The sequence below is a fragment of the Sanguibacter sp. Leaf3 genome (assembly GCF_001425965.1).
Taxonomy (GTDB): domain Bacteria; phylum Actinomycetota; class Actinomycetes; order Actinomycetales; family Cellulomonadaceae; genus Sanguibacter; species Sanguibacter inulinus.
In genome coordinates this window covers 600,447-613,074 of sequence record NZ_LMRH01000003.1, presented here as the reverse complement: position 1 = coordinate 613,074, position 12,628 = coordinate 600,447, and the positions used below count along the sequence as shown (strand labels likewise).

Sequence of the window (12,628 nt, the reverse complement as noted above, 5' to 3'; positions counted from 1 at the left end):
GCCTGTGTGCTCACTCGTGAATGCTGTCTGAAAGATGTGGGCCGGCGTGGGCCGGCGAGCCGTGCCCGCGGTCGGCGGGCCACGGCCGGATCCCGGGTCTGGTCGCTGTGGCGACCAGACCCGGGATCAGCGGTGCGTCAGGCCTCGGGGCCGACGACGGCCACGCGTGCGGCTCGCACGACGCGGTCGCCGATGCGGTACCCGACCTCGACGACGTGCTGGACCGTGGTGGTCTGCGCGTCGGGCGAGGTCTGGTGCATGAGCGCCTCGTGGACGGCGGGGTCGAACTCCTCCCCCACCTCCCCGTACTGCTCGACACCGAAGCGGGTGAGCGTCGCGACGAGCTTGTCCGCGATCGACTCGAAGGGACCTGTGAGGTCTCCCGCCTGGCGGGCCCGCGAGACGTCGTCGAGGACGGGGAGCAGCCCGACGAGCAGCTCCTCTATGCCCCGTGCACGTGCCGCCTCCTGCTCGCGCTTGGCGCGCTTGGAGAAGTTCACGTACTCCGCGTTGAGCCGCTGGAGGTCCGAGAGGCGGTCGGCCGACTCGGCCTGCGCCTTCTCGAGCTCCGTGAGCTCGGCCGCGGGTGCGGGTGCTGCGTCGACGTCGAAGGCCTCGGCGGAGGGCTCGAAGTCGAGACCTTCCAGGGGGTCGTTGCCTTCGGGCGTGTTCTCGGCGCCCGTGCCCTCGTGGCTGGTCACTTCTTGTCGTCCTCGTCGTCGACGATCTCGGCGTCCACGACGTCCTCGTCAGAGGAGGTCGACGACGCGTCGGCGTCGGCCGGAGCGCCCTCAGGAGCCTCGGCCTGCTGGGCGTACAGCGCCTCGCCGATCTTCTGGGCCACGGTGTTGAGGTTCTCCTGCTTGGCCTTGATCTCGGCGATGTCGGTGCCCTCGAGCGCCGTCTTCACCTCGTCGACAGCAGCCTGGACCTCGGTGCGGACCTCTTCGGGGAGCTTGTCCTCGTTCTCCTTGAGGAGCTTCTCCGTCGAGTACGCGAAGGACTCGGCCTGGTTGCGGGTCTCGGCCTCCTCGCGGCGCGCCTTGTCCTCGGCTGCGTGCTCCTCGGCCTCGCGGACCATGCGGTCGATGTCTTCCTTCGGCAGCGCGGAGCCACCGGTGATCGTCATCGACTGCTCCTTGTTCGTGCCGCGGTCCTTGGCGGACACGTGGACGATGCCGTTGGCGTCGATGTCGAAGGCGACCTCGACCTGCGGCACGCCGCGCGGCGCGGGAGCGATGCCCGTGAGCTCGAAGGTGCCCAGCGGCTTGTTGTCGCGGGCGAACTCGCGCTCACCCTGGAACACCTGGATGAGGACGGAGGGCTGGTTGTCCTCGGCGGTCGAGAAGATCTCGGAGCGCTTGGTCGGGATGGCCGTGTTGCGCTCGATGAGCTTGGTCATCACGCCGCCCTTGGTCTCGATGCCGAGAGACAGCGGGGTCACGTCGATGAGCAGGATGTCCTTGCGCTCACCCTTGATGACACCGGCCTGGAGGGCAGCACCGACGGCGACGACCTCGTCCGGGTTGACGCCCTTGTTGGGCTCCTTGCCACCGGTGAGCTCCTTGACGACGTCCGTCACCGCGGGCATGCGGGTCGAGCCGCCGACGAGGACGATGTGGTCGATGTCGCTGATGGAGACGCCTGCGTCGCGGATGACGGCGTGGAACGGTGCCTTCGTCCGGTCGAGGAGGTCCTGGGTCATCTGCTGGAACTGCGCACGCGTGAGCTTGGAGTCCAGGTGGATGGGGCCGTTCTCGCTCATCGAGAGGTACTGCATCGAGATGTTGGTGCTGGTAGCCGAGGAGAGCTCCTTCTTGGCCTGCTCAGCAGCCTCGCGCAGACGCTGGAGGGCGATCTTGTCCTTGGACAGGTCGACACCCGAGGAGTTCTTGACCTCCTTGATGAGGTGCTCGACGATCCGGCTGTCCCAGTCGTCACCACCGAGGCGGTTGTCACCAGAGGTCGCGCGGACCTGGATGGTCGAGAACTCGTCCTCGTCCTTGCCCACCTCGAGGAGGGAGACGTCGAAGGTTCCACCACCGAGGTCGAAGACGAGGATGAGCTCGTCCTCCTTGCCCTTCTCGAGCCCGTAGGCGAGAGCAGCGGCGGTGGGCTCGTTGACGATGCGCAGGACGTTGAGGCCTGCGATCTGGCCGGCGTCCTTGGTCGCCTGGCGCTCGGCGTCGTTGAAGTACGCGGGGACGGTGATGACAGCGTCGGTCACCGGCTCGCCCAGGTACTCCTCGGCGTCACGCTTGAGCTTGCCGAGGATGCGCGCGGAGAGCTCCTGCGCCGAGTACTTCTTGTCGTCGATCTCGACCGACCAGTCGGTGCCCATGTGGCGCTTGACCGACGCGATGGTGCGGTCGACGTTGGTGACGGCCTGACGCTTGGCGATCTCGCCGACGAGGACCTCGCCGGTCTTGGAGAACGCGACGACGGAGGGGGTGGTGCGAGCGCCCTCGGCGTTCGCGATGACGGTGGGCTCGCCACCTTCGAGGACGGAGACGACGGAGTTGGTGGTACCGAGGTCGATGCCGACTGCACGTGCCATGGGTGATGCCTTCCTTCCGAGCGGCGGCCGGGTCGCGGTGCTGGTGCACCTGCGTCGCCCGTCCGACGAGCTGATTGAGTCTGTTCCACTCAAGTCTGCACCCGGCCGGATCGGAGAGCAAGCCGTCGGGGTCAAACTTGAGTCTGCTTGGCTCAACCTTGGAGGGCTCGATCGTATTCCCACGCTGCGCTGGTGCGCCGACAATGCGGGCGGTGTGGGGTCGCGCTGCGGGTGGCGCGGTTGGGTCTGCTGCACGAACAGGTAACAGCCCGCAGTAGGCCACGTCAGACCGACATCTACTCGTGCATCAGCCCCCAGTCCCACACCTCGGCAATCGGGGCCGACGGGTGGAATCCGCCCGGCACGGCCGTATCGCTCTGTCGGCTGGGGCCACTACCGTGTGGGACATGGCGTTTCCTTACCCGAACCAGAAGGACGGCCCGCTCGCTGGTCACGTCCGTAAGGGGCGCGTCTACAAACCACCGCTTGTCGCGACAGATCTCCTGGTGCTGGGGGACTGGGTTCGGGACGACCTCCCGGACCTTCTCTGGCCAGCACTCGTAATGGCGGAGTTGGGCACGTCGTCGTTTACCAGGTTCATCCACTGGCAGAAGATCGTCCAGGACGACCTCCGGGGTGCCGCTGAGCCGCGCGTCGTCGCAGACGGGCTCGACGGGCGACTGACGAGCCTTGATCGACTCGCGGGCTCGGTGCCAGGGGCTGTGGAGCGCATCCGAGCACGGGCGTCCGAGTACGGGCTGCTCTCGGACGCAGTGATGAGCGCATTGTGCTCCTACCCGTTTCGCCCGGCACCTTGGCTGGTGGAGGGTGGACCCAAACCGCCCAGTCAGGCAGATGTTGACCTTGTCGGTCGCGCGCTCTTCGATCTACTCAATGACGACCACCGGGAGTCGGTGATCAAGTGCCTACACGTGTGGAGCGCCGTACAGGCAGGGACGTTCCGGTCAAGCTCGGAGACGATCGAGCTGCTGCAGCCATACCCGTACGATCCGACGACTCGCAAGTCAGCTGATACCGCGGTTCGCGCGATGTGGGGCGCCCATAAGGCGATGCTTAATTTCGAAGACGAACGACGTTTTGATGACGCGGCCCAGTGGGCGCGCGTCTTTTGGGGCGCAAACTCGATGACGACACGTTGTGCGCGACGTCGCGACCTAGACCTAGACGACGCAGGATCGGAAGAGGGAATCGTGCCAGTGGGCGCAGAGACATACGACGACGAGGCACCACTCACGCCGATGCCAAAGGGGGGCGCCCACCTGCGTCAGTTGGCGATGGACCTGGTTAGCAGCTATGTCGAGGCACTGGAGACGGCGCCGGCTCGTCTCTACGAGCGCGAGTTCCAGGAGGTGCACTCAGGGCTGGTCGCAAGCGCAGGGCGCCAGGTCGTTGCGGCTCTTGGTGCGCCGGACCTGTGGTGCTCGGAGCACGGCTCGCACGTGACCAGGACCATCGTCGAGGTCCGCATCTACCTGCAATGGATGGCAAAGCAGGACCCGTCGATCTACAAAACGTTCCAAGAATACGGAGCGGGCAAGGCGAAGCTGTATGCCAAGATCATGGACGAGATCCCGCCCGAAGCGAGGAATCCCGACTTCGTGACAGCGGTCGAGAAGCTGGGGCGCCTGGGTGGGAGCGAAGACCCGATCGACTACCGCGTGGTGGATACTCGCGACTCCTTCGCGAACGGCAAGTCGATCAGGACGATGGCCGAGGAGTGCGGTCTGCTCGACTACTACCGACAGACGTACTCAATGTCGAGCGGAGTCGCCCACTCCGAGTGGTGGTCGGTCGAGATGAACGCCATGGAGCGATGCCTGAACGTCCTGCACGGCGGACACCTCATTCCCAGCCTGTCGCTGAACGCAGGTGGAAGCGTAGAGCTGGCACAGGCTTGGGTCGACCAACTTTACAGCGTGATTCGGATCAGTCTCCAGACACTCCAGACCGACCCGGCCGCAGTTGAGCGCGCCTTCGAATGGCTCGAGGCGGTCAAGCCAGACGTGGATGCTCCGGAGGATATGGCATAACCGCCTCGCTCCGAACCCGGAGTCCTTGCGGCGGCGTGGAGTTGGGCCGCCAGCCTTAGAAGGATGTTTGCTTACAACCCCGCCCGCGGCCTCGTCGAAGTATCCGGCGGATCGCCTGCCGTCATGCCAGGTCCCAACTCGCGGCGCATAGCCAGCGTGAGAAGGCCGAGCCCCTCACGATGACTGAGCCGGTCGACTGACGCTTCCCCGGCGACCGTCGACCTGGACTCGTCACGAAGCGCAGTGCGAACGGCCTCCACAGCGCCCTGATCTTCGCGTCACCAATTAAGAGTTGAGTTCCCGATAGTGACACTTCTATTGCTCGCGGCAATCCGCGAGCGCCCACATTTGGCGGTAGAGCTGGCGCACGATGTACCGCTTGAAGCAGCGTCCGATCTTGCGGTTGGTGCAGCCTTCGGCGGTGCGGCGCCGGGCGTATGCGCGGACGTTCGGGCAAGAGACCATGCGGAGGCGTGAACCTAGAGTTCCGCGATGATCTCGCCGAGGTGCTTGTCTCCCAACCGGTAGTCCGGGGGCTCGTCGTCGAAGGTGTCCCCCGTGTACACCGGGCCGCTGAGGAGGCGCACCTCGAACAGGCTCCAAAACGGCGGTGTGCGACTACTGCTGGTCCCGTCGATCTGGTAGCCGCGCAGAAGCAGCTTGCGCGTTGTCACGTGGTACCCAAGAGCACCAGGCTTTACAACACGAAGGTGACCTCCATAGGTGAAACTAACTACCCTGCGCTCGTTGATCGCTTCCTCAAAGTCCACAATCTCTCCTGCGCTTTCTCCTTGCCACGCCAATCGTGCCTGCCGTACACATCGGTGTACTTTCGTAAGGCTAACGACGCCGAGCGTCACTTGCAAGATACGCGGCTCATCGACGAAGAATCTGTACCCCGCCACCGGGCAGGTCAGCGAACTTCGTCGCACCGGCCGCCGTGGTTCGGGGCGCACAAACCCGACGGCCAGTGTGAGCGTCAGTGGCTCCGCCTACTGTGCCGACATGGGTCAACACTGGCACGGAAGCTCACCTCGCGGCAGGTTCATCTCCGGGAACGGATGCCCACGGTGCGCGAAGGACGACGCGCGCGCCTCGAAGCTGGAGACCGAGGTGTTCACGCTACTGGGCTTCATCCTCGGTCGGGGCGAGCGCGACGTTCCCGTTCCACGCGACCGCAGGATGTGGCTCGACATGCTCTTCACGACCGGGTACGGTCCGCGACTCGGGATCGAGTATGACGGCGCCTACTGGCACAGGGGTCGAGAAGCGTCGGACGAACGCAAGACGTGGCACATAATCGACAGCGGACTCGCTCATGAGGTCATACGGATTCGAGAAGAACCGCTCGAGGTGATCGGCCGCTACGACATCGTCGTCCCACCACGTGCGACGGCTGGTGTGATCGCGCAGACCGTCCTGCTCCACCTCCAGCATCATGGCCTGCAAAACACCCCCAACCTGTGGAATGAAACGACCGGGCTGCTCACGGCCGCCCACGAGCGACTTGATGAAAAGCACCTCCGGTGTCAGGACTGCATCAAGGTTCTCGCGGCCGCTGCACGGTACATGCCGCTCCTCTAACGCCTCTCAGCCCGCCCGCGCTCTCGCTCTCCACCGAGTTCGCGGTCCAGGAGATCCCGCTCGACACGTTCCCCCCAGCATTGGCTGCCGGGTCTTGCCAACCATGAGCTCCTGGCGGGCTCAATTGGTCCGGCGAGCGATCCACCGGATACGACGTGGACCCGCGCGCTATCGAAGCAGGGATCGCCAACGCCTGACGGAGTGACCGCTGAAGAATCAGTCACCCTGGTGAGAATCGAGCACCGGGACGCTACTGCGAACCTGCAAGGCACAGGACCGCGCGTCCGACAGGTCCCGCGAGCACCTACACGCGGGATGTCGTCGAGCCCAGGCACGGCGGGACACCCCCGCGCCCGGGCGTCGCGGTTTGACAGCGTCAGGACGCCAGGCCTCGCTCAGGCCAGGTCGACCCGGTCCGCCTGCGGCCCGCGGTCGCTCTGCCGAACCTGGAAGCGGACCCGGTCGCCCTCGTACAGCTCCTGGCCATCCCGCACGACCGAGACGTGCACGAAGAGGTCGGGGCCGCCGGAGTCTGGCGTGATGAAGCCGAACCCGCGGTCCGCGTCATAGCGCGCCACGACACCCTCGCCGCCGCGCGCCGGGGTGCGAGACGCCTCCGGACGCCGTGACGAGTCGCGGCCCGGGGCGCTGCGCGCACCTCGGCCGGTCCCGCCCACGACCCGGACGTCCTGGGCCTGCGGACCACGGTCGCCGGGGACGACGGTGAAGCTCACGCGCTCGCCCTCGACCAGCTCGGTGGCACCTCCGGTGAGGGACCGGGCGTGGACGAAGGCGTCCGGCTCGCCGGAGCCGGGGGTGACGAAGCCGAAGCCCTTGCCCGCGTCGTACCAGCTCACGGTGCCGTCGGCGCCGTCAGCGCCGCTGGGGCCCGCAGCCTGCACGCTGGCGGCCTGGGCGCCGAGCGGCAGGAGGTGGTCCGCCTGCGGCCCCTTCTCGCCCTCGACGACGAGGAACGCGACCCGCTGCCCCTCGGCGATCACACCCCCGCCGACGATGGCGGAGCTGTGCGCGAAGATCTCGGCGCCTCCGCCGTCGGGCGTGACGAAGCCGTAGCCCTTGGCCGGCTCGTACCAGGTGACGGTGCCGAGCTGACCCAGGGCCGCGTCGACGGCGACGTCGCCGGTGATCTTGACGCTGCGGGCCTGCGGGCCACGGTCGCCCTCGCCGATCTCGAACTCGACGGACTGCCCCTCGCGGAGCGACTGCGTCCCGTCGTCGTTGCCGACGATCTCAGACGCGTGCACGAACAGGTCCTCGGCGTCGTCGAGGGCTAGGAAGCCGAACCCTCGCTCGGCGTCGAACCAGCGGACGGTTCCCTGGGGCATGACGGACTCCTCATGTTGACGATGGTTGCTGCTCCAAGTGTCCCTGACGGGAGGCTCATGGGTGGGGTCGTCCGTGCCGACAGACATCTCATGGACACACGAGGCTTCGCGCAGCGACCGGGCGACGTCGGTGAGGTGATCGCCCTCATGCTCGGGCGAGACCGCGACGGCGACGCCTCCGTCCTCGACTCGGCCGTGGGGGTGGCGGTCGGACGGCACCTCGCGTCATGCTCCCCGTGGGACCCGTGGCCCACCCTGTGGGCCGCGAACGCGCTGGCCGAGCAGGGTGACGACGCCGGGGCACGGCTGCTGCTCCGCACCGTCGCCCGGGTCGCCCCTGACCCCGCTCTCGACGAGATGGCCGCGCGCCTCCGCCCTCCCGGCGCGGCGCGCCAGCGAGCTGCTGTCGTCACCTGTGTGGTGCTCGCCGCCGTGCTCCTCGCGAGCGGAGCCGTGGTCGCCCTGGTCCGCGGCGACCAAGCGGCGGCTGGGGCGCTCCTGACTGCGAGCATCGGCCCGGCGCTGGTGGTCAAGGACAGGTGGGCGCGTCACGTCCGGATACCTGGGCTGACGCTGCAGGAGAGCCGTCTCTGGCGGTCTCTCGAGGCGCTGCACCCCGGCGACGTGGACGTCCTCTTCACGATGGGCGACGGGCACCTCCGTCGGGCGATCACCGACCTCTCGGACCCCGGGAAGCAGCGCGAGACCACGGACAGGTCGGGGTGGGTCGGGCTGGCCGGTGTCGTCGGTGCGGTACTCGGGATGGTCGCCGGACTGACAGTCCCTGGCCTTCCACCCGGAGCCTTCATCGTCCTCATGCCGGTCGGGGGCGCCATCGCGGCCCTGGCTGCGTGGGCCGCCCTCCGGCGCCGCGCGGACTGACCCACCTCCAGGACCGATCTGGCGGTCGCTCGTCGCCGCGATACTCGCGGCACCACCGCAAGCCGGACATGTATACGCTTACATCAGACCTCCGCGCCGTCTCCGCTCCCACTGCGGCCCCGGCGACCCCTCGGACCGAAGGACCTGACGTGCCCACTCCCCTGACCACCCTGACCGCCCCCGACGGGACGGTCTTCCGCGACCTCGACAAGGACGGCGTCATGGCGCCCTTCGAGGACCCGCGCGAGCCCGTCGAGGCCCGGGTCGACGACCTCCTCGGTCGCATGACGCTCGAGGAGAAGGCCGGTCTGATGTTCCAGACGGTCATCGAGACCAGCCCGGACGGCTCCCTCGTCGAGCAGACCGGTGCGATCAGCAAGTCCCCGACGACGGTGGTCGTCCAGGAGAAGCTGCTCAACCACTTCAACGTGCACGTGCTGCCCGAGGGGCGCCTCGCGGCCCGCTGGCACAACAACCTGCAGGCCCTCGCCGAGCAGACCCGCCTCGGCATCCCCGTGACGGTCTCGACCGACCCGCGGCACGCCTTCCACGAGAACACCGGGGCGTCCTTCGCAGCCGGGTTCTTCTCGCAGTGGCCCGACTCCCTCGGCCTCGCGGCGATCGGCGACGCCGAGCTCGTCCGCCAGTTCGCCGACGCCGCCCGCCAGGAGTACCTGTCCGTGGGTATCCGCGCTGCGCTGCACCCCTGCGTCGACCTCGCGACGGAGCCTCGCTGGGCCCGCCAGCTCAACACCTTCGGCGAGACGTCCCAGCTCGTCAGCGACTTCACCGCCGCGTACCTCGACGGTTTCCAGGGCCCCGGCGGAGAGCTGACCGCCGAGTCGGTCGCGTGCACCACCAAGCACTTCCCGGGCGGCGGACCGCAGAAGGACGGCGAAGACGCGCACTTCCCCTACGGCCGCGAGCAGGTCTACACGGGCGGGACCTTCGAGGAGCACCTCGCGCCCTTCAAGGTCGCCCTCGAGCACAAGACCTCGGCGATGATGCCGTACTACGGCATGCCGGTCGACCTCGTCGTCGACGGCGAGCAGATCGAAGAGGTCGGCTTCGGCTACAACAAGCAGATCGTCACCGGCCTGCTCCGCGAGAAGATGGGCTTCGACGGCGTGGTCGTCACCGACTGGGAGCTCGTCAACGACAACAAGGTCGCGACGGGGCAGGTCCTCCCGGCCCGCGCGTGGGGTGTCGAGCACCTCGACGCACCGGGGCGCATGGAGAAGATCATCCACGCCGGGTGCGACCAGTTCGGCGGCGAAGAGTGCCCCGACCTGCTGGTCCAGCTGGTCCGCGAGGGACGCGTCACCGAAGACCGCATCGACGCGTCCGTGCGCCGTCTGCTCCGCGTGAAGTTCGAGCTCGGGCTCTTCGACGACCCCTACGTCGACGAAGACGCCGCTGAGGCGATCGTCGGCCGCGCCGACCTCGTCGCCGCCGGCCTGTCCGCACAGAGCCGCTCGGTCACCGTGCTCAAGAACGGTGCCGTCGACGGCCGTCCGGTCCTGCCGCTCGCCGGCGACCAGCGCGTCTACGTCATGGGCATGTCCGCCGAGGAGGCTGCCCGTCTCGGGACAGTCGTGACCGACCCGGCCGAGGCCGACGTCGCCGTCGTGCGCGTCAACGCCCCGTGGGAGCACCGCGACTCGATGTTCCTCGAGGCGTACTTCCACCAGGGGTCGCTCGACTTCTCCGCCGAGACCGTCGCTGAGATCACGGCGCTCGCCGCACAGGTGCCCGTCGTCCTCGACGTCATGCTCGACCGGCCGGCGATCCTCACGCCGCTCGTGGACGTCGCGACGGCGATCGTCGGGACCTACGGCACGTCGGACCCCGCGCTGGTGGCCGCGCTCACCGGTGAGGTCGCGCCCGAAGGACGCCTGCCGTTCCAGCTGCCCCGCTCGATGGAGGCCGTCGCAGCGTCGCGCCCGGATGTCGCGTCCGACACTGCGGATGCTGTGTTCGAGGCCGGGTACGGACTGCGGATCTGACTCCCATCGGGGCCGGTCGACTGCCGACCGGCCCCGAGCGGCGACCCGGACCACGGGCACGAGTCTCTTGGCTCGTGCCCGGAGGTGCCGGGTCGTCGTCCCGCTGCCGATCCGACAGATCGCGAGCTGAGTCCGCCCGGCCCGCACCGGGGTTCCACGCTCGGGACCGGTGGTCTCCACAGTCTGTCCGCACGTCGCTCGTATCATTCAGCCATGACCAGTCGTGACCTGCGCCGAGCCCTCTCCACAGCCGTCGTAGCGGTCCCCGTCATGACGATCGTCGGGTGGATCCTGGGACTACCCGCGTGGAGCCAGGCCGACCCGCCGCCGAACGCCCTCGTCGGCGCGGCGTGGGGTGCGGTGGTCGGCGTGGTCCTCAGTCTCGTGTCCGCACTCGTGGCCTCGGTCCGGGAGTCTCTCTGGGCCGCTCCTCCTGCCGGAGACGACAGTGCGGCGTACCGGACGGAGCAGCGGGCGGTGCGCGACGCGGTCGTGCGCACCTTCCCTACGGCTCTCACGGTGCTCGCCGTCGCCGCCGGGATCAGCGCTCTGTCCCCCGCTGTCGTCGGACGGCTCGCGCCGGCCGTCGGGGTCGTCGTCGTGATCGTGCTGTTCCGCGCGCGGGTGGCGACCAACCGCAAGGACCTGTCGCTCGACGAGTGACCTCGGGTCGGGCGAGAACAAGCACGGGCCTGGTCCCGGTCCTGGACCGACCTGCCGCCCGCAGACGAGCCACGCCCTCCGCCGAACCAGCCAGCCGATCAGCGGTCTGACGACGATCCCCCGCAGCAGGAGCAGCCGCCATCGCCTGACCCGGTGACTGCCGAGCCCTCTCGGGACGAGTCGGCTGCCACGTCCTTGGCCAGCAGATCGGGCCGGTCTGTGAGCCCGCCGGGCTGGACGGCGAGCACTCGGGGACGGTCGGCGAGCCGGGTGTCTGCGCCTGCGGCCGGTTCCTCCCTCCCCTCATCCGGCACGGCGGTCTCGCACCCGTGCAGCGACGCCCCCGGAGCGCAGCACCCGTCACCACGCCAGGCCTGAACACCTTCCCGTACGGCGATGGCCGCGATGACCAGCGCCGCGATCGGGTCGGCCCACGACCAGCCGAGCAACGAGTTGAGCAGCAGCCCGACGAGCAGGACTGCCGAGAGATAGGTGCAGAGCAGAGTCTGCTGAGAGTCGGCGACAGCCGTCGCAGAGCCGAGCTCGCGACCTGTGCGGCGCTCGAACCACGAGAGGAAGGGCATGACGGCGAGGCTTACCGCCGCGAGGACGACGCCGACGGTCGAGTGGTCGGGGTCGCTGCCGCCGAGCAGGGTGCGCAGGGCGTCGACCGACACGAAGAGCGCGAGGCCGAAGAAGGACAGGGCCACCACCCGCAGCGCGACGCGCTCACGGGTCTCCGGGTCGGGGGCGCTGAACTGCCAGGCGACAGCAGCTGCGGAGAGCACCTCGACGATCGAGTCGAGGCCGAAGCCGACGAGGGCGGCCGAACCAGCGACGGTCCCTGCCGAGATCGCGACGACGGCCTCGATGACGTTGTAGGTGATGGTGACCGCGACGACCCAGCGGACGCGGCGTTCGAGGACGCTGCGTCGGGCAGCCGTCAGCGGAGCAGGCGCTGGGCGCACGTCGGCGCTCATGAGCAGGTGCACCCGTCGTCGGAGCAGCAGGCCGGGTCGACGCGCAGCACCAGCTCGAGGAGGTCGCCGAGCGCAGCGCCGAGGTGGTCGTCGGTCAGGGTGTAGCGGGTCCGGCGACCATCAGGCTCACCCTGGACGAGACCGCAGCCGCGCAGGCACGCCAGCTGGTTGGACATGACCTGCCGCGAGACGCCGAGGGCCTCGGCCATGGCACCCGGGTACGCGGGGCCCTCACGCAGGACGAGCAGGATCCTGGCGCGCGTCTCGTCGGACAGCGCGTGCCCGAGGCGCGCGAGCGCGGCGGTGTGGTTGAGCGTGACGGTCTCCATGCAGCGACTGTACAGGCGGTCGTGTATTCACGGAACCCTGTATCGCCGGACGGGGCTACGGACGGACGATCCTTCGAGGCCGCACCCCGGACAGAAGCCGGCTGCCTCGGCGCCAGGTCGCACCGCCTGCCCGAGGTCGCACCGTCCGCGCCCAGGTCGTACAGACACGCCAGATCGGAGGCTCGCGATGCTCCATCTGGAGTGTCTGTACGACCTCGCGGCTGGGCGTA

At 68.4% G+C, this 12,628-nt stretch carries 11 protein-coding genes; 5 read left to right on the top strand and 6 right to left on the bottom strand.

Going from position 1 to position 12,628, the window contains the following annotated elements:
• Positions 1-137: 137 nt before the first annotated feature.
• Together ASG53_RS16100 and dnaK are read right to left on the bottom strand one after the other, a co-directional pair.
• The gene (locus ASG53_RS16100; RefSeq protein ID WP_056135707.1) at positions 138-701 is read right to left on the bottom strand and encodes a nucleotide exchange factor GrpE; all 564 of its coding nucleotides are present in this window, start codon (positions 699-701) and stop codon (positions 138-140) included.
• Positions 698-2,557, bottom strand: coding sequence for a molecular chaperone DnaK (dnaK, locus tag ASG53_RS16095; protein WP_056135704.1), 1,860 nt, complete (start codon positions 2,555-2,557; stop codon positions 698-700). The genes ASG53_RS16100 and dnaK overlap by 4 nt, the downstream gene beginning before the upstream one ends.
• A 407-nt stretch (positions 2,558-2,964) precedes the next feature.
• Here dnaK and ASG53_RS16090 point away from each other — a divergent pair, with 407 nt between their 5' ends.
• Positions 2,965-4,608, top strand: a complete 1,644-nt coding sequence (locus ASG53_RS16090; protein WP_056136417.1) for a DUF5677 domain-containing protein — start codon at positions 2,965-2,967, stop codon at positions 4,606-4,608.
• Positions 4,609-5,087: 479 nt separating this feature from the next.
• Here ASG53_RS16090 and ASG53_RS16085 read toward each other — a convergent pair whose 3' ends face one another.
• The gene (locus tag ASG53_RS16085; protein ID WP_156382852.1) at positions 5,088-5,378 is read right to left on the bottom strand and encodes a hypothetical protein; all 291 of its coding nucleotides are present in this window, start codon (positions 5,376-5,378) and stop codon (positions 5,088-5,090) included.
• 343 nt (positions 5,379-5,721) lie between these two features.
• Between ASG53_RS16085 and ASG53_RS16080 the strand changes: the two genes are divergently transcribed.
• Positions 5,722-6,192 carry a hypothetical protein gene (locus tag ASG53_RS16080; protein WP_056135700.1) on the top strand — a complete coding sequence of 157 codons (471 nt, stop codon included), beginning with the start codon at positions 5,722-5,724 and terminating at the stop codon, positions 6,190-6,192.
• 395 nt (positions 6,193-6,587) lie between these two features.
• On the opposite strand, the gene ASG53_RS20635 is transcribed toward ASG53_RS16080, so the two are convergent.
• Entirely contained in the window at positions 6,588-7,538 is a 951-nt protein-coding gene (locus ASG53_RS20635; RefSeq protein WP_056135696.1) for a cold-shock protein, read from the bottom strand.
• 90 nt (positions 7,539-7,628) lie between these two features.
• On the opposite strand from ASG53_RS20635, the gene ASG53_RS16070 reads away from it, so the two are divergent.
• The 3 genes from ASG53_RS16070 to ASG53_RS16060 all read left to right on the top strand — a co-directional run bounded on the left by ASG53_RS16070 (position 7,629) and on the right by ASG53_RS16060 (position 11,089).
• Positions 7,629-8,420, top strand: a complete 792-nt coding sequence (locus ASG53_RS16070; RefSeq protein ID WP_156382851.1) for a hypothetical protein — start codon at positions 7,629-7,631, stop codon at positions 8,418-8,420.
• Positions 8,421-8,569: 149 nt separating this feature from the next.
• The gene (locus ASG53_RS16065; RefSeq protein WP_056135690.1) at positions 8,570-10,426 is read left to right on the top strand and encodes a glycoside hydrolase family 3 protein; all 1,857 of its coding nucleotides are present in this window, start codon (positions 8,570-8,572) and stop codon (positions 10,424-10,426) included.
• A gap of 213 nt (positions 10,427-10,639) precedes the next feature.
• Positions 10,640-11,089 carry a hypothetical protein gene (locus tag ASG53_RS16060; RefSeq protein ID WP_056135687.1) on the top strand — a complete coding sequence of 150 codons (450 nt, stop codon included), beginning with the start codon at positions 10,640-10,642 and terminating at the stop codon, positions 11,087-11,089.
• A 98-nt stretch (positions 11,090-11,187) separates the two neighbouring features.
• Here ASG53_RS16060 and ASG53_RS16055 read toward each other — a convergent pair whose 3' ends face one another.
• Positions 11,188-12,069 (bottom strand): cation transporter, encoded by an 882-nt coding sequence (locus ASG53_RS16055; RefSeq protein ID WP_082544173.1) that lies wholly within the window; start codon positions 12,067-12,069, stop codon positions 11,188-11,190.
• Positions 12,066-12,398, bottom strand: coding sequence for an ArsR/SmtB family transcription factor (locus ASG53_RS16050; protein WP_056135685.1), 333 nt, complete (start codon positions 12,396-12,398; stop codon positions 12,066-12,068). Before ASG53_RS16050 ends, ASG53_RS16055 begins: the two co-directional genes overlap by 4 nt.
• Positions 12,399-12,628 lie beyond the last annotated feature (230 nt).

Excerpts from the sequence above, each read along its gene's own strand:
- dnaK (WP_056135704.1), bottom strand. The coding sequence starts at position 2,557 with ATGGCACGTGCAGTCGGCATCGACCTCGGTACCACCAACTCCGTCGTC.
- ASG53_RS16090 (WP_056136417.1), top strand. The coding sequence starts at position 2,965 with ATGGCGTTTCCTTACCCGAACCAGAAGGACGGCCCGCTCGCTGGTCAC.
- ASG53_RS20635 (WP_056135696.1), bottom strand. The coding sequence starts at position 7,538 with ATGCCCCAGGGAACCGTCCGCTGGTTCGACGCCGAGCGAGGGTTCGGC.
- ASG53_RS16070 (WP_156382851.1), top strand. The coding sequence starts at position 7,629 with ATGGACACACGAGGCTTCGCGCAGCGACCGGGCGACGTCGGTGAGGTG.
- ASG53_RS16060 (WP_056135687.1), top strand. The coding sequence starts at position 10,640 with ATGACCAGTCGTGACCTGCGCCGAGCCCTCTCCACAGCCGTCGTAGCG.
- ASG53_RS16055 (WP_082544173.1), bottom strand. The coding sequence starts at position 12,069 with ATGAGCGCCGACGTGCGCCCAGCGCCTGCTCCGCTGACGGCTGCCCGA.
- ASG53_RS16050 (WP_056135685.1), bottom strand. The coding sequence starts at position 12,398 with ATGGAGACCGTCACGCTCAACCACACCGCCGCGCTCGCGCGCCTCGGG.